General features: G+C 55.2%; 21 protein-coding genes, 1 pseudogene and 1 riboswitch. Of the genes and pseudogenes, 10 read left to right on the plus strand and 12 right to left on the minus strand.

Features of this window, described 5'->3' with window-relative positions:
- Positions 1-411: 411 nt before the first annotated feature.
- The 3 genes from SB753_RS29000 to SB753_RS29010 all read right to left on the minus strand — a co-directional run bounded on the left by SB753_RS29000 (position 412) and on the right by SB753_RS29010 (position 3,234).
- On the minus strand, positions 412-936 hold the full coding sequence (locus tag SB753_RS29000; RefSeq protein WP_410803230.1) for a pyridoxal phosphate-dependent aminotransferase: 525 nt from the start codon (positions 934-936) through the stop codon (positions 412-414).
- A 280-nt stretch (positions 937-1,216) separates the two neighbouring features.
- Positions 1,217-2,314 (minus strand): threonine aldolase family protein, encoded by a 1,098-nt coding sequence (locus SB753_RS29005; protein WP_410803152.1) that lies wholly within the window; start codon positions 2,312-2,314, stop codon positions 1,217-1,219.
- Between the two features lie 83 nt (positions 2,315-2,397).
- Positions 2,398-3,234, minus strand: coding sequence for an AraC family ligand binding domain-containing protein (locus SB753_RS29010; RefSeq protein ID WP_410803154.1), 837 nt, complete (start codon positions 3,232-3,234; stop codon positions 2,398-2,400).
- Positions 3,235-3,778: 544 nt separating this feature from the next.
- Here SB753_RS29010 and adh point away from each other — a divergent pair.
- Complete coding sequence (gene adh / locus SB753_RS29015) at positions 3,779-5,299, plus strand: aldehyde dehydrogenase (protein ID WP_410803231.1); 1,521 nt, start codon at positions 3,779-3,781, stop codon at positions 5,297-5,299.
- 462 nt (positions 5,300-5,761) lie between these two features.
- Here adh and SB753_RS29020 read toward each other — a convergent pair whose 3' ends face one another.
- From SB753_RS29020 to SB753_RS29030, 3 genes are all read right to left on the minus strand, one after another.
- Positions 5,762-6,394, minus strand: coding sequence for a cation transporter (locus SB753_RS29020; protein WP_410803156.1), 633 nt, complete (start codon positions 6,392-6,394; stop codon positions 5,762-5,764).
- A 454-nt stretch (positions 6,395-6,848) separates the two neighbouring features.
- Positions 6,849-7,220 (minus strand): DUF779 domain-containing protein, encoded by a 372-nt coding sequence (locus SB753_RS29025; protein WP_410803158.1) that lies wholly within the window; start codon positions 7,218-7,220, stop codon positions 6,849-6,851.
- 23 nt (positions 7,221-7,243) lie between these two features.
- The gene (locus SB753_RS29030) at positions 7,244-8,497 is read right to left on the minus strand and encodes a D-amino acid dehydrogenase (RefSeq protein WP_410803160.1); all 1,254 of its coding nucleotides are present in this window, start codon (positions 8,495-8,497) and stop codon (positions 7,244-7,246) included.
- 140 nt (positions 8,498-8,637) lie between these two features.
- Positions 8,638-8,726, minus strand: a riboswitch (glycine riboswitch).
- Positions 8,727-8,935: 209 nt separating this feature from the next.
- On the opposite strand from SB753_RS29030, the gene SB753_RS29035 reads away from it, so the two are divergent.
- Entirely contained in the window at positions 8,936-9,271 is a 336-nt protein-coding gene (locus tag SB753_RS29035) for a hypothetical protein (RefSeq protein ID WP_410803162.1), read from the plus strand.
- 388 nt (positions 9,272-9,659) lie between these two features.
- Here SB753_RS29035 and SB753_RS29040 read toward each other — a convergent pair whose 3' ends face one another.
- The 3 genes from SB753_RS29040 to SB753_RS29050 all read right to left on the minus strand — a co-directional run bounded on the left by SB753_RS29040 (position 9,660) and on the right by SB753_RS29050 (position 12,464).
- On the minus strand, positions 9,660-11,324 hold the full coding sequence (locus tag SB753_RS29040) for an MFS transporter (RefSeq protein ID WP_410803164.1): 1,665 nt from the start codon (positions 11,322-11,324) through the stop codon (positions 9,660-9,662).
- Between the two features lie 40 nt (positions 11,325-11,364).
- Positions 11,365-11,799, minus strand: coding sequence for a tautomerase family protein (locus SB753_RS29045; RefSeq protein WP_410803166.1), 435 nt, complete (start codon positions 11,797-11,799; stop codon positions 11,365-11,367).
- A gap of 176 nt (positions 11,800-11,975) precedes the next feature.
- On the minus strand, positions 11,976-12,464 hold the full coding sequence (locus SB753_RS29050; protein ID WP_410803168.1) for a MarR family winged helix-turn-helix transcriptional regulator: 489 nt from the start codon (positions 12,462-12,464) through the stop codon (positions 11,976-11,978).
- Between the two features lie 919 nt (positions 12,465-13,383).
- On the opposite strand from SB753_RS29050, the gene SB753_RS29055 reads away from it, so the two are divergent.
- The 8 genes from SB753_RS29055 (at position 13,384) to SB753_RS29090 (ending at position 22,044) form a co-directional block, all read left to right on the plus strand.
- Positions 13,384-14,379 (plus strand): beta-propeller fold lactonase family protein, encoded by a 996-nt coding sequence (locus SB753_RS29055; protein ID WP_410803170.1) that lies wholly within the window; start codon positions 13,384-13,386, stop codon positions 14,377-14,379.
- A gap of 15 nt (positions 14,380-14,394) precedes the next feature.
- On the plus strand, positions 14,395-15,414 hold the full coding sequence (locus SB753_RS29060) for a sterol desaturase family protein (RefSeq protein WP_410803172.1): 1,020 nt from the start codon (positions 14,395-14,397) through the stop codon (positions 15,412-15,414).
- A 97-nt stretch (positions 15,415-15,511) separates the two neighbouring features.
- Complete coding sequence (locus tag SB753_RS29065; protein ID WP_410803173.1) at positions 15,512-16,669, plus strand: N-acetylmuramoyl-L-alanine amidase; 1,158 nt, start codon at positions 15,512-15,514, stop codon at positions 16,667-16,669.
- A 511-nt stretch (positions 16,670-17,180) separates the two neighbouring features.
- Positions 17,181-18,209, plus strand: a complete 1,029-nt coding sequence (locus SB753_RS29070; RefSeq protein ID WP_410803175.1) for a sulfate ABC transporter substrate-binding protein — start codon at positions 17,181-17,183, stop codon at positions 18,207-18,209.
- Positions 18,210-18,218: 9 nt separating this feature from the next.
- Positions 18,219-19,082 (plus strand): sulfate ABC transporter permease subunit CysT, encoded by an 864-nt coding sequence (cysT, locus tag SB753_RS29075; protein ID WP_410803177.1) that lies wholly within the window; start codon positions 18,219-18,221, stop codon positions 19,080-19,082.
- Entirely contained in the window at positions 19,079-19,975 is an 897-nt protein-coding gene (gene cysW, locus SB753_RS29080) for a sulfate ABC transporter permease subunit CysW (RefSeq protein ID WP_410803179.1), read from the plus strand. The genes cysT and cysW overlap by 4 nt, the downstream gene beginning before the upstream one ends.
- A 69-nt stretch (positions 19,976-20,044) precedes the next feature.
- Positions 20,045-20,725: a response regulator transcription factor gene (locus SB753_RS29085; RefSeq protein ID WP_410803181.1), complete on the plus strand. Its 681-nt coding sequence runs from the start codon at positions 20,045-20,047 to the stop codon at positions 20,723-20,725.
- Positions 20,722-22,044, plus strand: coding sequence for a sensor histidine kinase (locus tag SB753_RS29090; RefSeq protein WP_410803183.1), 1,323 nt, complete (start codon positions 20,722-20,724; stop codon positions 22,042-22,044). Before SB753_RS29085 ends, SB753_RS29090 begins: the two co-directional genes overlap by 4 nt.
- A gap of 155 nt (positions 22,045-22,199) precedes the next feature.
- On the opposite strand, the pseudogene SB753_RS29095 reads toward SB753_RS29090, so the two are convergent.
- The 3 genes and pseudogenes from SB753_RS29095 to SB753_RS29105 all read right to left on the minus strand — a co-directional run bounded on the left by SB753_RS29095 (position 22,200) and on the right by SB753_RS29105 (position 24,960).
- Positions 22,200-23,417: pseudogene (locus SB753_RS29095) on the minus strand (IS3 family transposase).
- Between the two features lie 189 nt (positions 23,418-23,606).
- Complete coding sequence (locus SB753_RS29100) at positions 23,607-24,125, minus strand: DUF302 domain-containing protein (protein WP_410803185.1); 519 nt, start codon at positions 24,123-24,125, stop codon at positions 23,607-23,609.
- A gap of 400 nt (positions 24,126-24,525) precedes the next feature.
- On the minus strand, positions 24,526-24,960 hold the full coding sequence (locus tag SB753_RS29105) for a response regulator transcription factor (protein WP_410803187.1): 435 nt from the start codon (positions 24,958-24,960) through the stop codon (positions 24,526-24,528).
- Positions 24,961-24,964: the final 4 nt, after the last annotated feature.

The following is a 24,964-nucleotide window of genomic DNA, read 5'->3' on the forward strand; positions in this document are numbered from 1 at the left end:
ACTCGCTACGGCCACCTCCGCTTCGTGTGTGAAGCGTCATACGCCCGACTCGCCGTGGTCTCTGTAGTAAGCCTTCAATCCTGATTCACGGGCCTCAAAAAAACCGGCCGCACCCATCCGTACGACCGGCGCAAGACACTCGCTTTGAGTGTCGACTGCCTAAGGGCGTCGCGCTAGGCTTGTGACGACCAGCGCCTCAGCACGTCCTTTTACGACGACTGTTCCTTCTCTCGAATAAAATCAATAGTGGACTTGACACGAGCCTCAAGGTCTTTGAGACCAGTTGCACACGAAATACGAATACTATGGTTTGACGACTGACCGAATGTTGCACCCGGGGCTACCGCCACTCCTTTCTCCGACAGCAATGCCTCAACGAAATCGTCAGATTCCATTCCGGACCGTAAGATGTCAACCATTGCAAAAAATCCCCCCGCTAGGCTCCGCGAGCGAGATGCCGGCGTCCTTGAAAGGCTTCTGGACGGCGAGCATGCGATCTCGATAAGTTCGACGCATCAGATCAACTTCGTCCTGCGGTCCGTGAAGTGCCGCAAGCGCAGCATATTGCGATGGAGAAGGAGGACACGAAGTTGTAGGCTCAACAAGAGCAGCAGCCGCTTCAACGATCTCCACTGGCGCGACCATCCATCCAATTCGCCATCCCGTCATCGAATAGCTCTTCGATACTCCCGAAACCAGGAGAACCCGCTCCTTTGGTGCGACCTCGAGCATCCTTACGTGCTGCTCCTCAAAGACCATGTCTTCGTACACCTCGTCAGAGAGGATGAACAATGCATGCCTTTCAGAAAATTGGGCGAGTCGTTGCAGCGTCGATTTTGACCAGGCAACGCCCGTCGGATTGCCCGGCGTATTGACAAAGACCACGCGGGTATTCGGAGTCACCAGCGCTTCGAGCGCCTCAAAATCCGGCTCTATCTTCGATTCGCCACATCAACAGATTACCAGTGCTTCGGAACCACTGCCGCACCGTACAATGGCAACACCTTGCATCTCCACCTCGACGCGTAGGTTTGCGGGATGTGAGATGTCCTTTGGTTTGCTCTGGGGGTGAAAATTCGCTGCTCTCCCACACTACTCGCGATCTATTTCATCGGACAGTTGGCAACCGAAGAACACACACGACAAGACCATCATCGAAAAAAAAGCATGCGCCCGAAAACGCATGCCTTACGGTGTAAAAGATTACCGCCTGTCTTCAGTAACCCGCCCCTGCCGAGGCACCAACCGCGTATGCCGCTCCTTTAGCAGACCCAGCATGCTCTTCCGCGACCGACGCAATAATGTCGATCGCTTCCTCGACCTGTTTGCGTGAGATATTGAGGTACGGAATCGCTCGCACCGCGTCCGCACCTGAAGGAAGAACGTAAAGACCTTTTGCATACAGCTTTTCTACAAATTCACCGGCGGGCAAAGACGTAACGCCGAAGCGCACGATGTTGGTCTCGACGGTCGCAACGTCAAGAGAAATACCAGGCAACCCTGCAATACCCTTCGCGAGGAGCTTGGCATGCTCATGATCTTCTTTCAAACGATCGCGATTATTGCGCATCGCATAGAGGGCCCCCGCCGCGATAATTCCTGCCTGGCGAAAGCCACCGCCAATCTGCTGCTTGAACCGGCGCGCACGTTCGATAAATTCACGAGACCCTGCTAGCGCCGAACCGATAGGCGCTCCAAGCCCCTTTGAGAAACACACACTGACCGTGTCGAAGTGCTTGGCGTACTCACGCTCAGGAATACCTGTGGCAGCAGTGGCATGCCACAACCGCGCGCCATCCAGATGAAGAGCAATGCCCCTCGCTCGCGCGACATCACAAACCGCCTTCAGCTGTTGAAGCGGCCAAACTTTCCCGCCACCAATGTTGTGAGTGTTTTCAAGGCACAGGAGCTTGACGGGTGCAGGTATCGTGCTTGGGAAGAACCGATGTGGAACACCTAGCGCGCTGGAGACATCTTCGGGTGTAAAGACTCCGCGAACTCCGGGCAGGAGGCGGGGCAACACTCCCGAAAACGCGGCCGGAGCGCCACCTTCCAGAATATAAACGTGCGCGTTCTGGTCGAACATGACAGCGTCGCCGGGTTCCGTGTGCGCACGGATACCGACTTGATTAGTCATCGTCCCTGTGACCATATATACGGCGTCTTCCTTGCCGAGCAAATCAGATACTTCACGCTCAAGCTCTTTGACAGTCGGATCGTCGCTATATACATCGTCTCCGACGACCGCAGAAGCGATCGCCCGGCGCATTTCCTCTGTGGGCTGGCTGCATGTATCGCTACGCAAATCAATCATATTGTGCTCCGTGGTGGGCATCGTTTACGGTAGCCAGAGTCTGCGCCGACTAAATTCGGGCTTTTTGGATAATTTTGCGCATATCACTGACGCGCCACTCCCGGAGAAACACCAAAAAACCGGCTGAACTCACGACTCATGTGACCTTGATCGCAGTAGCCGATCTCCATTGCGACCTGTCGTAGAGGGTGACCCTTCAACACGAGGTGCTTGGCCAGCTCGACCCGCCTTTGTACAAGATATGCATGTGGTGCGACGCCAATGGCTTTTTTGAATTCGCGAAGCAGATGAAACGCACTCATCCCTGCAGCTTCGGCGATGATCTCCAACGACGGGTTCGTTACTAAGTGTGCGTCAATATAATCGCGGGCCCGCTTTACGGCGCCCGGTATCGGTGAGCTTTCTACAAGTCGATGAGACATATGGCCATGTCGGCGCGCCAATTGCAGAACCGCGACGGCCAATCTCGATGACTTTTCCAGCTGAGTCGCGTCACCGGATTCAGAGCAGACATGCGCTTCGTACAACGCTCTCATCGTCTGCACATCATCGATTACATTGGATCGGAAGTGCAGGCTTCCCGGCAAGTCCTCACCATCAGCTTTCAAAAGATTCATGAGGGCGGGTGTTGGGATGTAGATCATCCTGTATTGCCACCCTTCATCCGTCGCTGGCCGGCCTTCATGCACGTGTCCAGGGTTCACGACGCAGATCGTGCCCTCAGGCATTATCACCCTTTGCCCGCGACCGCTCAGGAACGACTGAGCGCCACGCTCAATCACGCCGAAAGCGAACTCATCGTGTGCATGCGGAGGAAACCGGTGCGTTCGATAGGTGGCGCGGAGCAGCTCAGCACCGGCCAGTGATGGCTCGCGCCAAAGCTTGACAACATTCGATCGTGAAGAAGCTGACGCGCCCATATTCGGTTCCAAACAGTTCAATGGCCAACACCCGCCTATCGATGCTGGGCGTCACCGCCCAGAATGCAAGCGATTGCTCGGCGTCGGTGGCCGTAGTCTGGCCCTTTGATTGTACCTACATCTAATAGGTCAACAACCATTCCACACATATTTTAGAGGCGGGGAGCGTAAACGCAAGCAGTCAAAATACAGCTTTCCCCGCATCCATTTGGCTCTTTCACAGCGCCTTGCGGCCTATCCTTCTCGAAAGTGGCATATCCGATGCGCCCCTTTATTTCATGGCGGCTCAATCCCCAAGCTCCCGTTGGCGTTTGCCGCTGAACGCAAAAACCGCAATTTTGTCCACTTTTCGAAAGCCGGAACCAACGAACATACCTTCGCGGTCGAGACACTGCGGTCGGCGCTTTTCCCCTGGGCGCCACCCCGCTGGATCAAATCGCGTCACCCGTCCTTCGCGATGCCGCACGTGTCCGGCCGGCAGTTTGACCATCTGGGCGATCGAACCCGGACGCGTGACCAGTCAACTACAGTGAGGCAATTCTCCATGAATCATGCAGAGCTCCAACATCTCCAGATCGCATTTCCGTACAAACGGAAGTACGAGAATTTCATCGGTGGCAAGTGGGTAGCTCCTTTCGGCGGCGAATACTTCACGAACATTTCGCCTATCACAGGCCAGCCGTTGTGTGACGTTCCTCGTTCGCAAGAATGGGATGTAGAGCTTGCGTTGGACGCAGCCCACAAGGCCAAAGCAAAATGGGCCATCGTGTCTCCGGCAGACCGAGCCGTCCTGCTGAACAAAATTGCCGATCGAATGGAGGCGAACCTCGAGCTGCTGGCAGTCGCGGAAACCATCGACAACGGCAAACCGATTCGCGAAACCCGAGCCGCAGATCTCCCCTTGGCTATTGACCACTTTCGCTACTTTGCGGGATGCGTTAGGTCCCAGGAAGGTGGACTGTCAGAGATAGATCACGACACGGTTGCATATCACTTCCACGAACCCCTCGGTGTCGTGGCACAGATTATTCCGTGGAACTTCCCACTCCTGATGGCTGTGTGGAAGCTGGCGCCGGCTCTGGCGGCTGGAAACTGCGTAGTGTTGAAGCCCGCCGAGCAGACCCCAGCGTCAATCCTCGTGCTTCTCGAACTGATTGAGGACCTGCTCCCTCCTGGCGTCCTCAATGTCATCAATGGATTTGGCGTTGAGGCCGGTAAGCCACTTGCCTCCAACCCGCGCGTAGCAAAGGTGGCATTCACGGGCGAGACCACCACTGGCCGGCTCATCATGCAATATGCCAGCCAGAATCTCATTCCCGTTACGCTCGAACTCGGCGGAAAAAGCCCGAACATCTTCTTCGAAGACGTCCTCGCAGCCGACGATAGCTTCTTCGACAAGGCGCTCGAAGGCTTCGCGATGTTCGCCCTCAATCAGGGCGAAGTCTGCACCAGCCCGTCACGCGTGCTGATCCAGGAATCCATCTACGAGAAATTCATCGAACGCGCCATCAAGCGTGTCGCAGCGGTCAAGCAGGGGCATCCGCTGGATCCGAATACGATGATCGGCGCCCAAGCGTCGTACGAACAGCTCTCGAAAATCCTGTCGTACCTCGACATTGGCAAGCAGGAAGGTGCCGAGTGTCTCATCGGCGGAGAACAGAATCGCCTTGAAGGCGAACTCAGCGCTGGCTACTACGTCCAGCCGACGGTGTTCAAAGGCCATAACAAGATGCGCATCTTCCAGGAAGAGATTTTTGGTCCGGTCGTATCCGTTGCGACATTCAAGGACGAGGAAGAGGCGCTGTCGATTGCAAATGACACGCTGTATGGGCTTGGTGCGGGTGTGTGGACTCGCGATGGCGCAAGGGCATATCGACTCGGCCGAGCGATTCAGGCCGGACGCGTGTGGACCAACTGCTATCACCTTTACCCCGCACACGCTGCATTCGGCGGCTACAAGCAGTCTGGTATCGGTCGCGAAAATCACAAGATGATGCTTGAGCACTATCAGCAGACAAAAAACCTGCTGGTCAGCTACAGCGATAAGCCGCTCGGCTTCTTCTGAAGCAAAGAGCCGATCGATTGATCGTCGATTTTCGCGAATCGACCCTACGAGGAGAGTCGTACCGTCGCTCTGACGGGTTTGCCGGCGCACCACCCAAGGTGCGCCGGCGCTTTTTTGACATGATTTACGCGCGACCTTGGCCGGCCTTTCATAAACGTCCCTTCTAGCTAGATGACGTTGGGCGTCTCGGACAATCGGCGCGACTTTTACAAGCATGCGCGAGCAAGGGCTTCCTGTTTGCCGATACGGGTGCCCACGCATATGCAAGCGCGAATCCTTACTCGCCGGTCCAGTCCGCAAAGACCAACGGTCTCGATCCATATTGATACCTTGTCTGGCTCCGTTGCCTCCCGCTTTCGCGGATGTTCGAGACTGCGCCACGGTTCTACCTTGGAATGTCCCGAGACATCCGCAATGGTCGCGAGCGATATGGCCAAAAGCAAGCATGAAAGCGGCGTCTGCTCAGGCATCTCCCGATCTTCCTTCCTCCCAGTGAGCGACGCCTTCGACCAGTGCATAGTAGGCGATCAAGATACCGGCAAGTGGATCCGCCCACCACCATCCGGTAACCGTGTTGAGCGCGACACCGACGAGCACGGCTGCTGCGAGATAGGCGTCGACGACGGTCACGCGCGATTCCGCAATAAGCACCGCGTTGTGCAGACGACGGCCAGTGACGAGCTTGCCGCGTGCAAGGCCTAACATAGCAATGACCGTTGCCGTAAGCCATGCAATGCCTGCGGGCGACCTTGCCGGCCGTCCCCCGGTGACGAACACAAATATAGTTTGAACCACGATGTAGACTGCCAACGCGATGAAGGCAGCTCCGATCGTCTGTAGAGCGAGTCTTTCCTTGTTGCCTCGGGCACTTGTCAGATGCCAGATAACCACTACGGAAGCGAATATCTCAATCAGGGAATCCAATCCAAAACCTGCGAGGGCTACTGATCGCGCGGCCATTGCAGCAAACCCGACAATCACAAACCCAGCGATGTTCCATCCCAAAGTGATGTACTCAAGAACAAGTCCACGCCGCAGCAGTTGACTCCGTTGGGAATGACCGGTCGCGCTCCGCCTCTCAGTTTGATGTTCCATAGATGCAAGCTCGAATATGTGCCGCGGTCTACAATAGAGCGCGTCGAGCTCACCCGAACGTTGTTCGGCCACCTTTTGCCTGTACGAGTCAACCGATGTAGTTGAAAGACCGCTTACGTCAAAGCGAATACCGAATAACCGCGGCTGCTCATTGATGAAACCACCCTGATCAACGGGGTGATGATGCACTTCTCATCGAGCCGCTTCCGGCGGTCATCGAAGGGCGTCATCATGAGCAGGTATCGCATTGTCCCACTCCGCCTAAATGCTGCATGCGGTCCGCAATAGCTGCAATCGCACACCGCGATGGGTCGTAGAACAGATATCAAAACGATCCAGGGAGGACCGCGCGGGCGGGAAAGCGCAACGTTTCATTTGTCGTTTCACCATGCAGGTAACGACCAACCGCCAGCGCCGATTCTTGGGATGTCTCAACCGGCGCTGACCGTTGCAGCTATCGGACAATGCCGAGCAATTCGAGTTCCGCCTCAGAGAAAAGCCGCGATCGCGACAGGAACCGTAGTCCGGACGCCCGCTCCAAGGAGAACATTCCGCCATTCCCGGGTATAGCGTCGATGATAACCTGGGTATGCTTCCACGACTCGTACTGTGCTTTCCCCATATAAAACGACACGCCCTCGATCTCCCCCAGACGAACGTCTGAGTCGCCGACTATAAGCTCACCTTCTTGCAAACACATCGGCGCACTTCCGTCACAACAACCGCCCGACTGATGAAACATCAACCTCCCGTGTCTCTTGCTAAGTTCTCGAATTAGCTCAATTGCTTCTTTGGTCGCCGTCACTCGTTGAGGAATTTCTGACATCTCATACTCCTTGATTAAGCAGATCAGGCTACTTTCGTCGCCGTGCTCGCGGCATCGTGAACAACTGGGCTCATGAGAGAAGCCACGGTATACGCAGTTGCGGCTGAAAGCGTCCACCCCAAATGTCCATGACCTGTATTGTAAAAGACACCCGGAATCTTGCCTCGTCCTACACGCGGCAACATGTTAGGCAGCATCGGCCGTAAGCCGGCCCATGGCACGACTCGAGAAGTCGACATCTCAGGGAAATGCTTTCGCGCCCACGCGATGAGTGGGGCGACTCGGTCAGCACGGATGTCACGATTTACGCCATTGATCTCGGCCGTCCCAGCGATCCGAAAGCGATCAGCCCCCAAGCGGCTAGTCACAATCTTTGCTGCATCATCCAGAAGGCTTACCCAAGGCGCTGCAGCCCTGCTCTCCTCGTCATCAAGATAGACCGAAATTGAGTATCCCTTCACCGGATAAACGTTGACATGGTCACCCAGTATCGAGGCGAATCCACGGCTCCCCACACCTGCACAGATCACAACTTGATCGAACTCATCGACTTGCTCTTGATCGGCCGCCGTTGACACAACCCGAAGACCTCCCGCGGATAGAGGAACGATATTCTGCACATTTGAGTCGAACCGGAATCGGACGCCGTGGCGTTCGCACGCGTCTGCAAGACCTCTCGTGAACTTGTGTATGTCTCCGGTCGAGTCCGACGGTGTGTAGAAACCATCATAGAAATCGCCGTATAGAGTCGGTTCTATCTTGCGTATCTCACTTGCCGATACGGATTCACGGTCTAATCCTCCAGCTTGCAGGAGCCTATTTACCTTGGCCGCCGCGTCAAAGCCCTTTCGGTCGGCATAGAAATGCAGAATCCCACGCCGCTCTAGGTCAAAAGAAATATTCTCTTTCTTCGCGATCTCGAACAGGTATTCTCGCGCTTGTAGTGCTATGCGCACCGTCTCCACAGTGTTCGCTTCGTAATGCGGGATCTGCTTCAGGAATTCGGCCATCCACGAATACTTATGGTACGAAGGCGACGGATTTAAAAGTAATGGAGCCTCCTTCGTGAGCATCCATTTAAGCCCCTTTAGCACCGTAGCACTACTGTTCCAGACTTCAGCATTACTCGCCGAAAGCTGCCCCCCGTTCGCGAACGATGTTTCCATGGCTGCGTAACGATGACGGTCAAAAACGGTAACGTTGAATCCCCGCGGGGCGAGAGCGTAGGCAGTCGTGACGCCGGTAATACCGGCACCGATCACAGCGACTTTTGGCATGGTCATATATCCAGATGGTTTAGTGTTCGCCAAAAAACTGGCGTCCAGGCCCCATCTGTCCTGTTACCTGAGAGCTTCACTTCCCCTGTATCAGAGAAGTTCCCCTTCGGTGGATGCGCTAGGCATCACTCTCCAGATGTTCGCGTTGCGCAGTCCTTTTTGCCTGAGAGTTTCCGGGGCGGTTGCTCCGTCGGCGTCGCAAAAATGCGATCTCTTCCGCACAACATCTTCGAACACCTACACCCTATCCTACACAAAAATTCTAAGCAAATTCGTTCTCAGCTCTATCGCTTTTATGAAGCGTAGAAATGCGAAATCTTCCGAGTCCATCTCTCTATTCTTGACTTCATATATAAATGTTTCATATAAGATAAAAGGTGCGACCTTCACGCACGCTACAACCTCATTGCATACCAACCAAACCATTATCAAGACACTATGGATCAACTCATCGAATCAAGACTCAGGAAAGCGATCAAACCGTTTGGAGCCTATGCAAATGTGAGCCAAGCGGATGGACTCATCTATGTATCCGGGATGGCCGGCTTTTTGGATGGAAAGCTGATTAAAGGGATAGTCGGCGACTCGATTGATGTCGAGCAGGCAGCTTTCGCAGCTCGACAAACCATGCTAATGACACTTGCATGCCTCGAAGAAGCGCTTGGTCTCGAGAAGATAAGGCCGCTGCATCCGGCTCACCGTGTATTCGCGAACGACAAGCGACTTCGAACAGCATCCGGCAGTCGCCAATGGTGCTTGCGATGTTTTGTCTAGTGTATTTGAAGGCGAACCGCTGCCGGCTCGAACCGCTATCGGCGTGTACACCCTTCCCATGGGTATCGCGGTCGAGATCGATAGCGTATTCAAATTGAGCTGAAAGAACATTGGCACACTTGACGTGTGCCAATCCCTAATACCGCGAAGTCGGAACCTCAACGATCTCCCTACTCTACCAACGTACACAACGCGGATTACACAGGACGTTGTCACATCTCGTGGCCTGGCTGCGGGGGATGCGACGAGAGAGTATCTTTTCGCTATTCAGGACGGTTCATTACGCCCCTCAGGATTGAGAAAAGCGCGTATACCTGATCCCATACTGGTACTCAGGCAACCCAAGCCTAGTGAAGCATATTCCGCCAAACCCGGTCGCCCTTTCCATCTATGCTTCGATATTGCGATTTTTCGTTTCTGGGAGAAATATTAGACCGACGACGAATGACACCGCTGCGATCGACACTGGATACCAGATGCCCGCGTAGATGTTCCCGGTGGCGGCAACAAGCGCAAACGCAGTCGTTGGCAGGAAACCTCCAAACCAGCCATTGCCGATGTGATACGGCAGAGACATCGCGGTGTATCGGATCCGCGTAGGAAAGAGCTCGACCAGCGTTGCTGCGATCGGGCCGTACACCATCGCGACGAGAAACACCAAGCCGGTGAGCATCAACATAACCATTGGATAGTTGATCTGGCTCAGATCAGCGCTGGTCGGATATCCCACTGCGCTTATCTGCCTGCCGAGCGCTCCATTAAACTCCTTAAGCTTCGCCTTGCGTTCGACCGGACTCAGGGTCGTCCCTTCGAAGCTTGAAATAACTTGATCACCCACCCGCACAGAAGCGACGGTACCTGCTGGTGCAGCTTGATTCTCGTAGTTCACGGACGCCTTGGCAAGGAAGGACTTGGCGATATCACAGGAGTTCACAAACTCAGAGGTGCCAACCGGGTTGAATTGAAACGAACATGTCGCCGGATCCGCAACCACGACCACGGGTGCGCGCTGCTGCGCCTCGGCGAGAGCAGGATTCGCATAGCGGGCCAAACCATGGAATAGTGGAAAATAGAGAAGCACCGCAAGCAGGAATCCGGTGAGCATGACCGGCCGCCGCCCGATTCGATCCGACAGCGATCCGAACAGAACAATCAAGGGTGTGCCGATAACCAAAGCGCCAGCAACGAGCAGGTTCGCCGTAACCGACTCCACCTTCAACGTCTGGGTCAGAAAAAACAGAGCGTAGAACTGACCCGCATACCAGATTACAGACTGCCCTGCTACGAGACCGAAAAGCGCGATCAGAACGAGCCTGACATTCGACCATTGTCCGAATGCTTCCTTAATCGGCGCTTTGGAGGTCGCATTCTCAGCCTTCATCTTTAGGAATACCGGTGACTCATGAAGACTGAGCCGAATCCAGACCGACATGGAAACCAGAACTATTGAGAAGATGAACGGAATCCGCCACCCCCAGTCGGCAAATTTCGATTCGCCCAACGTCAGCCTTACGCCCAACACCACCAAGAGAGAAAGGAAGAAGCCGAGGGTCGCAGTAGTCTGAATCCACGACGTAAATGCACCCCGCTTACCAGTGGGTGCGTGCTCGGCGACGTATGTGGCAGCACCGCCATATTCCCCTCCGAGCGCAAGCCCTTGAATCAGGCGAAGTACAATCAACGCGACAGGCGCTGTGATACCAATCGTCGCGTAGCTTGGCATGATGCCAACAACAAACGTCGATGCCCCCATCAACAAGATGGTGATCAAGAATGTATATTTTCGCCCAACAAGGTCACCCAATCTACCAAATACCAGCGCCCCAAATGGTCGGACGGCAAATCCCGCTGCAAACGCCAATAACGCAAAGATAAACGATGCTGTCTCATTGACACCGGAGAAGAACTGCTTCCCAACAATAGCGGCCAACGAGCCGTACAAGTAGAAGTCGTACCATTCGAAAACCGCGCCTAGCGAAGACGCGAACACAATCTTTCGTTCCTCGCGTCTCATCCCTTTCGATGGTTGTCCGGTGTATATCGATGTGCTCATGTCCCCTCCAATTCGCCCGTTCACTTATGTAGATTACGCACTAGATTCCGAGCAGATAACGGCGATCCTCGTCGGACATCGACTCAAGCCATTGCGCTTCAGCTCCCGGCTCCGGCAAGACCTTGCCATATTCGACCATCTGCGAGGGAAGCAAATCAGATACGTACACCCACACGGAGCGGCCTTGTGTACCAGCAGCCTCAACGACTACCTGCGAAATGTCTTCGAGAAGTTGTCGCTTCTGCGCGGCAGTCCTTCCAGCCCGAATGTGGCCGTGGATAAAGATCAGCTCAGACTTCAACGGACTGCCCCCAAGAAAGTGATCACCCTGCTGAATTTCCTGAAAGATGACCTGAGCGAAAAAACCCTGCGCCCCCGTTGCATTGGTATGCGAACGGGTGATGCCGTCCGCGATTTTTTGCTTCATTTCTTTCGTAAGACGGCCCGAGGCCGCAGACACCACGTAGGTAGGCATGAATCTCTCCTTGCAAAATGGTTCGAATACTTAAGAGGATCTAACCGTCAGAAAAGACTACGATGAAGACACATGTTCCGATGTATGTACATCTATTAAGGCGTTGCTTTATAGATGTATATACATCTTATATGATGCGAATGAGTGCGCGTACGAGTGTTTACCCTTCTTTAGGGCTAAGAGCGCGGACTGACCTGCTGCAGAGATTCCAGCGCCTCCAAGAGACGGGTATTCGCCGGCCCTCTCATGAACCGCTGCACTTCAGCTTCAACTTTCGCCTGCGCGACCCGCCAATAGGGCTCGGCGCTTCGCAGTTTTTTCACACCCTCTTTGCTCAGGCTTGCCAGTTTATATCGTGCATCGGTATCGGGAGTAACCTGCACCCACCCCGCACTTATTAGAATATTCAGATTACGTGAGATCGTAGTTCTGTCCAGAGCCGCCTCTGTTGCTACCTCGCTAAACGTCGCCGAACCCAGCCTCTCAAGAGCGCGAAGCAGAGAAAACTGGGTGATCTTGAGGCCAATGGGCCTCAAAGCTTCGTCGTAAACGCTAGTCAAAGCGTTTGCAGAACGTCTGAACTGAGTGCAATAGCAGTCCGTGAACATACGATTTGCGGTTGGCCTTTGCGGTTGCCGAACGATCGGCGGTAAATGTATATGCATTTACCATAGCCTGAATCTTCCGAGAAGTCAACGCCCGTTTGTGCCGGGCCACCAACGCGTCCGCGGGCTCTTGTGGCAGCCCCCGCTCGCCCAACAAATATCGCCTGCGCGGCGCAAGCAGGCGGCAACATCGAATCGCCGGACCGCGGATTCGATCGGGGTCAGCTCGGGAAATACCGCTACCTCCTAACGGGCGCCTCGCCCTTATATGCGGACGTCCATGACCCATATCAGATAGTCGCCGGTGCGCTTCCGAACGATCACGCTCTCACGGCCCTGCAGCCCCTAATCGCCAGCATCAGGTCGGCGATGTTGCTCACCGATAAGCTGTTCCCGACGCGGATCGGTGCGTAGGACGTGGGTAACGCAACCGTTTCGACGTCGATCAATGTCCCGTTCGGCCAATTCGACGGAAAGCCCGCGAGCACAAGCGAGTGCGTCACCCATCCCCATGCACTCGACGTCGCGACGCCGTCCTCGACAGTCATCGGAGTAAGAGTAATGATAAAAACCGCTTCTTTGACGTCGCATTCCTAAGCGAGCAGATTCGCCACGCCCAGCATTCGTTGCTGCAAATCGTTATAAGTGGTGTTAGGGACAGCACAGTCCTAGCTTTCACAGCGCATCACCTTTTCAAGAACTCCACACGTTCTATCCGGCAGGGCGCTCCGATTCGTTCTATCGCTCGTGAAGCATAGAGCGTCCAATTTGCCATCCATATGGACTCCCCGCCCGCAATATTAAACGAGGATTTGTCAAGAAAATGTCAATACGTCGATATTTTTCACGTCATATCGCAAACGGCAATTAGCGTGGGAGAATCGCTCCGTCCCGGATTCCTAAACATTCACCGACAGGCGAAATTTGATCATCCGCGGTGCAGATCCAGAACCTATCCTCCATAACCAGCAGCTTCTCCATGTCGATTCGCTTTCTCCTCCTTTCCAGAATCCTTCTGCTCCTCGGACTATTAACTTCTCTTCCGCTAGCAATGGCTGAAAACGTCGTCATACTTGACTCCGGCGAAGCGAAAATCGACCTAATCGATGAAGCCTCGCGCAAAGTAGTCGCAACGATGTCGGCGGGCAAGGAGCCACACCATCTGATGATCACGCCTGATGGTAAAACACTAATCGTCGCAAACTCGATCTCAGATAATCTCATGTTTCTTGACCCGCATACTGGCACCGTGCGCGGATGGTTACAGGGCATGGAAGACCCTTATCAACTCGGATTCTCTCCTGATGGCAGATATTTCGTTACCAATGGGCTTCGCCTTGACCGTGTCGATATCTACCATTATGACCGTTCGCATTTCACGCTCGCGAAGCATGTGCGTCTACGAAAAATGCCGAGTCATATGACGTTTTCACTCGACAACAGAACGGTCTACGTGTCGCTTCAAGAATCCGGTGAGGTAGCTGCGATCGACTTATTCACTCAAACGGTACTGTGGAAACTTCAAGTCGGTCGCGATCCAGCTGGGCTCTGGATGGTGCCCGGCAACCGGTTCCTGCTTGTCGGCATGACCGGCGAGGACGATGTCACCGTAGTGGACACGCAAACCCGAAGCGTTGTTAAAAGGATCCACACGGGCCGTGGGGCACACAACTTTCGCTCCCTCGACGATGGCACGCACGTCGCAGTGACCAATCGCGTGGACAGCACCATCAGCATTCTTGACTATAAGACGTTGAGCAATACCGGGGACATTTCCGGACTAATGCCCGGCCCCGATGACATGGAATTGCAGTCCGACCGCCGTCATCTTTGGGTTACGTTTCGGTTCTCCCGCCACGTCGGCGTGATTGACCTAAGCACGCGCAAATTAGTCTCCACGATCGAAGTCGGACGATCGCCACATGGTATTTATATGGGCGATCGTGCGCCCGTCTATGCGCCCAATCCCGACTGAACCGAGGACTACGACGTGGCACATGACATCGGCCTCTACTTCCTACGATTCGTTGGCCTTGTGCAGACAGATCTTTACATCTATCTTGCGCAGCCACTGTTGTATCACCTTCATTTGATGGACTACGACGAAGACACGTACGACGCACTGTACTGGTCCGTTGTGGGCGTGCTTGAGATCGTAATAACCTACATTGTTCTGCGGCCGCTGGAGGCATGGCGTCCGGTCGAACATTGGCACGATCGCAAGCCCCTGCGTTCCGACGTCTGGTACACGTGGATTGCCAAAATCGGCGTGGTCAATGCGCTGTTTTTTATCTGGATGCAACCAGTCATCAACCATATTGAGACGTGGATGACCGTACGCAACATCTGGACGCTAAACATTGATGAAATCTGGCCTGGCGTAACCGATGAGCCGCTAGTCTCTTTCGCGATTTATCTTGTGGCGCTCGATTTTCTAGGCTACTGGTACCACCGTTGGCAGCATCGATTTGGGCTATGGTGGGAATTGCACGCAGTTCACCACAGCCAACGTCAAATGTCGCTTTGGAACGACGACCGCAATCACTTTCTCGACGATATTGTTCAATCCGCGTTCTTCACCTTCGTTGGGCTTTTCATCGGAGTGCAACCCGGACAGTTTGTCATTCTGGTCGCGCTCGGCAACACCTTGCAAGCGATTCAGCACGCTAATGCACGTCTTTCATATGGTCGACTGCTTGAGCGAATCATCGTGAGCCCCTCATTTCATCGGCGACATCACGCAATGGAATACGGGCACACCGGAACCGCATACGGCTGCAACTTCGGTGTGCTGGTTCCTTGGTGGGACATGATGTTCCGAACTGCGTCATGGGAAAACACTATCGAACCAACCGGTATTTCAGATCAGCTTTCGAGCTCCGCACACGGCGGCCGCGAGTACGGTAGTGGCGTCTGGATGCAACAGTGGCTCGCGCTATCCCGCATCTGGGCACGCATCAGCCTCTCCTTCAAAACGCACTTCAATTCAAAAATGAAGCGCAGCCACTGAGACAGATACCATGAAGCCGATGCAATTAATGTGTGCGCCTGCTCGAAAACGTTCGCTCACGGCGAGACGACGGTGGTTAAAGCTAGGCGCGTCAGTCATGTTAGGCACCTTGGTTCCTGGTGTATCGCGTGCCAGTGGCATGCCGGCGATACTGGGCGTGCGGGTATGGCCGGCTACTGACTATACGCGTGTGACGATCGAATCGACGCGCCCGTTAGACGTCGCGGAGCACCAACTGCCCTCGCCCGATCGCGTCGTATTAGACCTCCAAGGCCTCTCGCTTGATCCGCAGTTGCGTGCGTTAATCTCACGTGTTCAACCCAACGATCCGCACATTCGCGCGGTCCGAATAGGACAGTTCACGCCGAGCGTCGTTCGCGTCGTTCTAGACCTGAAAGGCACCGTAAACGCGAAGGTGTTCTCCGCTGCGCCGGCGGGGAAGTACGGTTACCGTCTCATGCTCGACCTGTATCCGGCATCACCGCAAAGTGCCCCTCCGGCCGCCGCGATTTCGAACCAACCCACATTGAGCACAGCTGATTCGCAGACGCGCAAGCTGATTGTCGCAATTGACCCTGGGCATGGCGGCGAGGACCCCGGCGCAATCGGCGGCGGGGGCACTTATGAGAAACATGTCGTATTGGACATCGCGCGTCGCCTGCGTGACAGGATTGCCGCATCACCGCACATGGACGCGATGATGACTCGGGACGGCGACTTCTTCGTGCCGCTTCGCACCCGAGTCAAAAAGGCACGCGGCGCGCGTGCTGATCTGTTCGTCTCCATTCATGCCGACGCCTTTACGACACCCACCGCCCGTGGCTCATCCGTGTTCGCACTATCCGAACATGGTGCGTCAAGCGATGCGGCGCGGTGGTTGGCAAAAAGCGAAAATGCTGCAGACTCAATCGGCGGTTTCGATTTAAAAGGCGTCGATGCCAGCATTGCACCAGTGCTGTACGACATGTCCACTACGCAGCAGATTTCGGATTCCCTAAAATACGGCCGACTCGTGCGCGACTCTCTTGGAAAAATTAACCATCTTCACGGCATCGGCGTAGAGCAGGCGGGCTTCGCCGTATTGAAAGCTCCCGATATTCCATCAATCCTCGTGGAGACTGCATTCATCAGCAACCCGGAAGAAGAGCGGAAGCTGACGAGCGCAGATTATAGACAAAGCATGGCGGACGCCATCTTTGACGGAATCACGAAGTATTTTTCAACGAAGCCGCCGATCAAACGATCACTCGTTTGACCGTTCGACGATCCTCGCGTTGAACGAATTCACGCGCCCGTGGACGCGTGATCTGCCAGCGCTGTGCACCATGTAGTTCTCCAAGTCAGGCAATCCCACGGGCCCACTCGAAAGCGACCATCGTTGCGACGTACGCCCTCTATAGAACGGAGACAGAACATTGTCTGTTCTGTTGCCCGCGCGCAACGCGCCCTTCTTCATAAAAGGCTGCGTCTCCAGATTGGTGCCGAAGGAGAGCACGCCGTCCCAAGAGACGGCACCACACCCCGCCAGTGGCCGTTGACACTTCAGGGTCGCAGCGACTAACGACACATTCGCTTTCGCTTGTCAAATCAAAGGCGAACTTCTCGCGAAGCCGATTTTAGATGTTGTGACGTCAAGAAAATGTTACGACTGCGCAAATCCTGTCTCGTCATAAGCAATCCCGCATTTTCGATTTGAGAGGGGCAATCGGGCGATTTAAGCTCGGCCTTCTTTTTCTGACGGCCACACGCGTTGCGCCCAATCCAACATGAAACTTACTGCGATACTTGCCTCCGTTCCCTCCCCCGCACGCGTGCTGTTACTCATTGGCGGCCTGCTCGCATCACTGCACGCCAGCGCCGAGACCACGCTGCTGAACGTATCATATGACCCGACCCGAGAGCTATACACCGCTTATGACAAACTGTTTTCTACCTGGTACCGGCAAACTAACGGGGACACTGTCACGGTCCGTACCACAAACGGTGGTTCGGGGGCGCAAGCGCGCCAAGTACTCGCCGGCCAGCAAGCCGACGTCGTCACGCTCGGCATCGCTTCCGACATCGATGCGCTGGCTGCGCACGGCCTCCTCCGAAAGGACTGGCAGAGCCAGTTCGCGAACAACAGCACACCTTACACCTCGACCATTGTGTTTCTTGTACGAGCGGGCAATCCCAAAGGAATCCACGACTGGAACGACCTAGTGAAGCCAGGCGTCGGAGTCGTCACGCCGAACCCAAAGACGTCGAGCGGCGCACGCTGGAACTACCTCGCAGCTTGGGCATATGCGATACACCAGCCCGGCGGCAACGAGGCCAGTGCCAAGATCTTTGAAAAAGCACTCTTTAGCAACGTGAAAGTTCTCGATTCCGGTGCGCGCGGTGCGACAAATTCGTTCGTCGAGCGCGGTATCGGCGATGTACTCGTTGCCTGGGAAGATGATGCATTGCTTGCCGTAAATAAGCTCGCGCCGGGCAAGTATCAGGTGATTGTGCCGTCAATTAGCATTCGTTGCGAGCCACCTGTGGCAGTGGTCGACTCTGTCGTGGACCGGCGCGGCACGCGCAAGGTCGCACTGGCATATCTTGAGCACCTATACTCGCCTGAAGCTCAGGCGTTAATTGCGCAAAACTATTATCGGCCGGCGGACCCTAGCGTCGCCGCCAAATACACCAAAGCATTCCCATCGGTCAAACTCATCGGCATCGACGATCCGATGTTCGGCGACTGGCACGCTGCTCAAGCAACGCATTTTTCGGATGGTGGCGTGTTTGATCAGATCTTCCAGCCCAACTAGTCAAAGTTTATGCTCCGTCCCACTCGTCGCCCGTGGCGCAGGCCCAGCCCATTGCCAGGCTTCGGCCTGGCAATGGGCCATACGCTGTCTTGGCTATGCCTTATCGTGTTATTGCCGTTCTCAGTATTATTTCTACGTGCAGCATCCGGAGGATGGAACGGCTTCATTCACGCGGTCTGGACGCCACGGCTCGTCGCCTCGTATCAGTTGACGTTCGGGACCGCGCTTGTTGCGGCTGCGATTAATGCATTGCTAGGTCTGCTCTGTGCGTGGATGTTGGTACGCTATCGCTTCCCGGCGCGGCGCCTCCTCGATTCGCTGATTGACCTTCCATTCGCGCTACCGACTTCCGTGGCAGGCATCACCCTCGCGTTTATTTTCGGGCCCAACGGGTGGATTGGCGCTTGGTTTGCCTCGCGAGACCTTCCGCTTGCGTTCAACGCTACGGGCATCGTCGTCGCGCTCACGTTCGTGGGCTTACCCTTCGTCGTCCGCACGCTTCAACCTGTAATCGAGGAACTTGGCACCGAGGAGGAAAAAGCAGCGGGGCTGCTCGGTGCATCTCGTGCCGCGACTCTTCGGCGGGTAATCTGGCCTGCGTTGCGACCAGCGCTCTTGACCGGCTTCGGCCTCGCGTTCGCGCGCGGGGTAGGCGAGTATGGCTCGGTCATCTTCATTGCCGGCAACCGCCCCTTCGTTTCCGAGATCACCTCACTACTCATCGTGACAAAGCTCGAACAGTTCGATTTCGACGGAGCGGCATCAATTGCAGTGGTTATGCTTGCGGCGTCGTTTGGAATCCTTTTTGGGCTGAATCTGCTACATCGGGTTCTCGAACCCCGATCTTCGACTCAAACTGGGTGCCCGACATGAACACGCGACACTCCCAAACTCGGCACGGTCCTATTCTCCGGCAGACGCACGGGATCCGGGCCACGAGCAAGCATACAGAAGCATCCCTCAGCAACGAATCGCTGAGCGTGCGCTGCGCCGTCGTCGGCATCGGTATCGTATTTCTAGGTGCGTTCCTCGTCCTTCCATTAATCGCGATATTCTCAACTGCGCTCGCCACGGGCTTCTCCACATTCATTGATGCGCTCCGCGATCCCGACGCGCTTTCGGCGGTCCGGCTCACCATGCTAGTTGCGCTGATTGCAGTCCCGCTCAACACAATCTTCGGCATAGCCGTAGCATGGGTGATCGCACGCTTTGATTTCTATGGCAAGACCTTGCTGAAAACGGTCATTGACTTACCATTCTCGGTATCGCCTGTCGTCGCCGGATTGCTGTTCATGCTCTTGTTCGGTGCGCAGGGCCCGCTCTGGCCTTGGCTTCAGCGTCACCACATCGATATTGTTTTCGCATTGCCCGGCCTCGTCCTCGCGACCACATTTGTAACCTTTTCATTCGTAGCGCGGGAACTGATTCCATTAATGGAACTGCAAGGCGACGATGAAGAGCAGGCGGCGCTCGTGCTAGGTGCGACGGCGTGGCAGATGTTCTGGCGTGTTACGCTGCCTCGGGTGGGCTGGGTCCTGCTCTACGGCGTGGTTATCACGAACGCGCGCGCAATGGGCGAGTTCGGGGCCGTGTCAGTGGTTTCGGGCCACGTTCCCGGACTCACGAATACACTACCGCTTTATGTCGAGGTAATGTACGACGGGTATAACTTCGCCGGTGCGTTCGCGGCAGCCAGCTTGCTCGCGCTCGTCGCCATGGCTACGAGCGCGGTGAAGAGCGCATTGGAACAACGTTTGCGACGGTGAGGGAAGAATGAACCGATGCTATTGGCTGCTACAATGCCCCGATACGTTCTGCCCCTCACCCAAGAGTTTATGCGTATTCTCGCCATTGAGGATGACCCCGACATCCTAGGCAACATTGCCAGCTATCTCGAAGCCCGCAATTATTTGGTTGATTGCGCGATCGATGGCATGCAGGGTTACGCGCTCGCGGCGAGCAACCAGTATGACGTAATAGTGCTTGATCTCGCGCTTCCCCGCATGGATGGCTACGTGCTGTGCCGCCGCCTGCGCAACGAGGCAGGCTGCGAAGCGCCACTCATCATGGTCACAGCACGCGATACGCTCGACGAGCGGCTCGCCGGCTTTGAGAGCGGCGCAGACGATTATCTCGTCAAACCCTTCGCGTTAGCCGAACTTGGCGCGCGCGTGAACGCGCTAATACAGCGTCCCCGGCGACGGACTGCCGTTCGAATACTACGCGTGTCCGACTTGGAGTTAGATGTGGAGACACGTAGGCTCACCCGCGCGGGGCAGATGCTCAAGCTCCCACCATCGCCAATGGCGCTGCTCAAACTGCTTATGCAGGAGAGTCCCGCGGTCGTGACCCGGGCTCGTCTCGAAGAAACACTGTGGCTTGACTCACCGCCCGACAGCGACAGCTTGCGCCGACATGTTCACTTCTTACGCCAAGTAATCGACAGACCATTCCCGACAGCGCTCTTACATACGATTCACGGTATCGGTTATCAACTGCGTGCGGACGGGACATGAGCACGGGCCACGCTTCGTTGCCTGATGTGGAGCTGCACGCAGCTCGCCGCACGGTCGCACGGGATCTGATTTCTGTATACTTTATTCTGGCTTTGCTGGTTGGCACAATACTCTCACTGGTATCAATCTGGACCGTTAATAGACTGGAAGTTCATCTCCAGCAGATCGACATGGGAATGGCGCTGGACCGGGTGCGCGACGAATACCTCGCCGGTAAGGACGTGGGACGAGCGGACCGTTTTTTTCATGGCGCACCGGGTAGCGCCGCATTTCCGGATTGGTTGCGCAAAATTGATCCGGGCTTTACGCGTCTGGATCACGACTCTCGAGCTTGGCACGTCATGGTCGACGACCGCGCCGGTGTACGCTACATGCTGCTGCGAGATTACACGGCCTTTGAAGCCCAGCGCACACGCTCACATTGGTTAACCGTGTTCAGCGTCGGCTCGGCGTTATTTATCGCATTCCTTCTCGGTGGAATCGCCACACGCCGCCTCGTTACTCCTCTCATGCGGCTCGCAGAGCACGTCATTAAACGACCTGCGTTACCTCCTCAAACGCGTCTGGCGCAGGCGTACCCAAGAAACGAAATTGGGCGGCTGGCTGCCGCATTTGATGCGACGTACAATCAGCTTGAAGCTGCATTGCAGCGGGAGAAATTATTCACAGCCGACGTCAGCCACGAATTGCGGACGCCGCTCACGGTAATCTCCAGTTCCTGTGAGCTCTTGCTGGATAATCCGGCGGTCACGGCTTCCCAGCGTTATAAGCTCGAGCGTATGCATGCGGCCGTGCGTGGAATGCAGCAGCAGCTTGCCGCCTACCTCATGCTCTCCCGTGGCAAGGCCGCCATCAGCGATTTCGAGCAGTCAGAGGTCGCAACCGTGGTGCGTGAAGAGATTGAGCACTGGTCGCCGCGCGCGCGACAATTGGGGCTAAGCCTAAGCGCCGAATTTGCGTCGGATGATGCGATGCCATCAAGTCACGTTATGTATCCCGCAGCACTATTGCACATCGTCCTGTCAAACCTCATTCGCAATGCACTTCAACACGCGGCAAGTGGCACGCGGATTTTTGTACGTGCAGGAGCGTTGAGCTTTGAGGTCTCCGACGACGGACCCGGGGTCGCTGACGATGTTAAAGCATTTGCCTTTGATCCATTTGCGCGAGGTCGGGCAGCAGGTGCCGACAACCTTGGACTTGGTCTGTCGCTTGTGCGCCGTATTTGCGAACATCAGAACTGGCGGGTTGAACTGAACTCAGAACGAGGGCGCGGTGCCCATTTTCTCGTTGACCTGTCTGCGGCGCATGTGCCCTGAGCACTTAGACGTCAGCGAATACTCTTTCCATGTGATTGAAACGTAGCGAGCCCAGCAAGAGGTCATTCAGAAACGCCGACGATACGTGCATCACCCTTCATTTGATAGATAGGATGTGGATCTCTGGACTTGCCCCTGCATGACCGGACACGTGGTCACGCTTCGGTTGGTGACGTTGCGCGCTGGCGGCATTCGCGTGGCGAGCAGTATTTCAAGGCGCTGTGCGGATGCGTTTCGTTGTAGTGGTCAAACGCGATGGCCAGGTTTGCAGCGCCGTTCTGACGTCAGCTTGGGCATCCATGAAACGTAGTCTCGCTTTATCGTTTTGATGAAACTTTCGGCAATCCCGTTGCTCTGCGGACTTCTCACAGGGGGCGTGACGGGCTTCAAACCGATTTTTCGCGAGAACGTCAGCGTTTCCTCGGCAATGTAGCAGGAACCGTTATCGCTGAGCCACTCGATTTGGCTGTCGGCCTTAAGTGCGCCATTGAAACGGTTCTCCACCGCCTGAAGCATCACGTCGCGCACCATGTCCCCGGTGTAACCACCCGTCGTTGCAGCCCAGCTTATGGCTTCCCGGTCGCAACAGTCCAGCGCAAAAATGACGCGCAACGGCGCGCCATCATCGCAACGGAATTCGAAGCCGTCCGAACACCAGCGGGCATTGCTCCTGCCCACCGCGACCTTGCCGTCGTGTCGGCGCGAGGACGGGGTATGGCGAGGACGGCGCTCAAGTAGCAGGTTGTGGTCACGCATGACGCGATAGACCCGTTTTGCATTAACACGTGGACGGCCCACCGCGTCGCAACGGCGTCTGAGCAGCGCCCATGCACGCCGGTAGCCGTATGTGGGCAGGTCGGCAACGAGCCCCTGAAGCTCTACAACAAGCGGTTTATCATCCATGGTCGGCGTCTTGCGCCGGTCGACCCAATCGGACTGTCGCCTTGATTTGACTGCGAGATTCGAGCGCGACACACCCAGGACTTCACAGACCGTCTTCATCGGTCGCCCCCCGGCAGCAATGGTGAGCGCGCAATCAATTTTTTGCCCGACCATACTCCACTGCTTCGCGGAGGATTTCCACTTCCATTGTCTTTTTACCCAGCAGCCGCTGCAGTTCACGAATCTGCTTCATGGCTTCGGGCCAAGTCCGATGCCAGCACCACCTGCTCACCGGCACTCACCGCCGACAGGCTGCCGTCCTGAAAGAGCTTGCGCCACCCAAACACCTGGTTCGCATTCACCTGATGACGACGGGCTACCCCGGAGACGGTGGCTCCGGGTTCGATGGTTTCACGCACAATCGCCAGTTTCTCTTCCACCGAGCGGCGTCGGCGTTGCTCCGGCTGGGTCAGAACCTCAACGGGTTCCATGTTGTTAGTTGTAGGCTTAAACATAGGCGGAAGACCACCTCATAGTTTAAGCGTTACCCAGTGTCCGGTTTTCGCGGGGGCCGGCCCAATCTCCTGTACGCTAGCCCGACTCTCAACCCTAGTCGTCAGAAAAAGACATCAAGGTCCGCAACATGGTTGCGTTGCACCCGATGACATTCCTGTCAAGATTCAATGTCCAGAAATATTAAGTACAAGTGCGTCAAACTTCTCGTCCAGAGATATCGCCGCGGCTTCTAGCTCTGGATTGCCATCGATGACAATCAGACTCGATGGTCTTAGATATGTAATGACACATTTCCCATCAGGACCCTCTTCTGTCACTAGCAATTCCACAGGAGCGAAAAGTCCCGCGGAAAGGTCATGTCTCAACATCGTTATTGCGATCAGCGGGTTCCCTAGTATCCACCTGACAGCACGCTGATGTAAGCCAAACGCAGGAATCCACCCACCGTGATCGATTGCGCTAAACAACATAAATCCACTTTTTCCTACATATCTCCGGCGAACCTCGTTTGCATAATCTTCACCGGTGAATCCCTCCTTTGCCAATGCAACGAGTTCTGCAATCGTCGAGTGTCCACACTGCGCTTTCAAGCGACTAATGACGTCGTCAAACGGAATACGACTGGTCACGACATTTCGTACGCCCGTGAACACGCGCGCCCTTACGGCGGGATTTTCATGCATGTCATTTTCCTTGTGCCACATGGTCTGACAAAGAATCACACGATAAACACAACACATTATGCATGCTGTGCATATACATATATGACTGAGTTGATTAGAGTTGGTATCGAACCGTGGGTTCCCTACATTCCAGCGGTAAAGGATCCTAAACACAGAACCCATGAACGAATAACCACCGGCAATGATCTCCGTGACGAGAACCGGTATTCCGACCCTCGTGTCATTTGAACCGTACCGGCACTGTCATCCGGTGTAACGCAGCCGTGTTGCGAACCTTGATGTCTTCCTCTACGGTGCCGAATCCTTGCTCCGGGCCAACGCTCGCGAGCTTATGATGCTTACAGGGTCTATGCACACGTCAGAGGTTGGCAAGTCTGTCGTAATGGAAAACACCTGTCACTCAAATTTCCCATTCCGCTCTCGAGCCAGGATTCTGACCGAATTCGCTATCCGAGTTCCGTAAGGACGATGAGCGGACGCATTTGCCCAACTCATCCGACAGCGCCTCCCCGTCAACCGGTTTCTCTAAGACGCACCAAGCTCCAAGTTGAGCTGCCTGTTGCTTCACCCTGTTCGAACATTGTGCAGTAAGAAAGATTATCGAGATCCGAACTCCACGATCGAGGAGTTGCCGATACATCTCCAACCCAGATATCTGCGGCATTTGAACATCGGAGACAATACATCTGATGCCTTCGAATCCTTCTTCGGCAAGAAATTGGTCCGCTGAGGTGTAGAGATTGACATCATATCCCAGCGCACGAACGAAACTCCCAGTCGCAACGCGGACGGACTCGTCGTCGTCGATTATGGCGACAAGTGATTTAGTATGCATTGCA

The organism is Paraburkholderia sp. SIMBA_053, from assembly GCF_046534895.1.
Taxonomy (GTDB): Bacteria; Pseudomonadota; Gammaproteobacteria; order Burkholderiales; family Burkholderiaceae; genus Paraburkholderia; species Paraburkholderia caledonica.

Excerpts from the sequence above, each read along its gene's own strand:
- SB753_RS29005 (WP_410803152.1), bottom strand. The coding sequence starts at position 2,314 with ATGATTGATTTGCGTAGCGATACATGCAGCCAGCCCACAGAGGAAATG.
- SB753_RS29010 (WP_410803154.1), bottom strand. The coding sequence starts at position 3,234 with ATGGGCGCGTCAGCTTCTTCACGATCGAATGTTGTCAAGCTTTGGCGC.
- adh (WP_410803231.1), top strand. The coding sequence starts at position 3,779 with ATGAATCATGCAGAGCTCCAACATCTCCAGATCGCATTTCCGTACAAA.
- SB753_RS29020 (WP_410803156.1), bottom strand. The coding sequence starts at position 6,394 with ATGGAACATCAAACTGAGAGGCGGAGCGCGACCGGTCATTCCCAACGG.
- SB753_RS29025 (WP_410803158.1), bottom strand. The coding sequence starts at position 7,220 with ATGTCAGAAATTCCTCAACGAGTGACGGCGACCAAAGAAGCAATTGAG.
- SB753_RS29030 (WP_410803160.1), bottom strand. The coding sequence starts at position 8,497 with ATGCCAAAAGTCGCTGTGATCGGTGCCGGTATTACCGGCGTCACGACT.
- SB753_RS29035 (WP_410803162.1), top strand. The coding sequence starts at position 8,936 with ATGGATCAACTCATCGAATCAAGACTCAGGAAAGCGATCAAACCGTTT.
- SB753_RS29040 (WP_410803164.1), bottom strand. The coding sequence starts at position 11,324 with ATGAGCACATCGATATACACCGGACAACCATCGAAAGGGATGAGACGC.
- SB753_RS29045 (WP_410803166.1), bottom strand. The coding sequence starts at position 11,799 with ATGCCTACCTACGTGGTGTCTGCGGCCTCGGGCCGTCTTACGAAAGAA.
- SB753_RS29050 (WP_410803168.1), bottom strand. The coding sequence starts at position 12,464 with ATGCATATACATTTACCGCCGATCGTTCGGCAACCGCAAAGGCCAACC.
- SB753_RS29055 (WP_410803170.1), top strand. The coding sequence starts at position 13,384 with ATGTCGATTCGCTTTCTCCTCCTTTCCAGAATCCTTCTGCTCCTCGGA.
- SB753_RS29065 (WP_410803173.1), top strand. The coding sequence starts at position 15,512 with ATGTTAGGCACCTTGGTTCCTGGTGTATCGCGTGCCAGTGGCATGCCG.
- SB753_RS29070 (WP_410803175.1), top strand. The coding sequence starts at position 17,181 with ATGAAACTTACTGCGATACTTGCCTCCGTTCCCTCCCCCGCACGCGTG.
- cysT (WP_410803177.1), top strand. The coding sequence starts at position 18,219 with ATGCTCCGTCCCACTCGTCGCCCGTGGCGCAGGCCCAGCCCATTGCCA.
- cysW (WP_410803179.1), top strand. The coding sequence starts at position 19,079 with ATGAACACGCGACACTCCCAAACTCGGCACGGTCCTATTCTCCGGCAG.
- SB753_RS29085 (WP_410803181.1), top strand. The coding sequence starts at position 20,045 with ATGCGTATTCTCGCCATTGAGGATGACCCCGACATCCTAGGCAACATT.
- SB753_RS29090 (WP_410803183.1), top strand. The coding sequence starts at position 20,722 with ATGAGCACGGGCCACGCTTCGTTGCCTGATGTGGAGCTGCACGCAGCT.
- SB753_RS29100 (WP_410803185.1), bottom strand. The coding sequence starts at position 24,125 with ATGCATGAAAATCCCGCCGTAAGGGCGCGCGTGTTCACGGGCGTACGA.
- SB753_RS29105 (WP_410803187.1), bottom strand. The coding sequence starts at position 24,960 with ATGCATACTAAATCACTTGTCGCCATAATCGACGACGACGAGTCCGTC.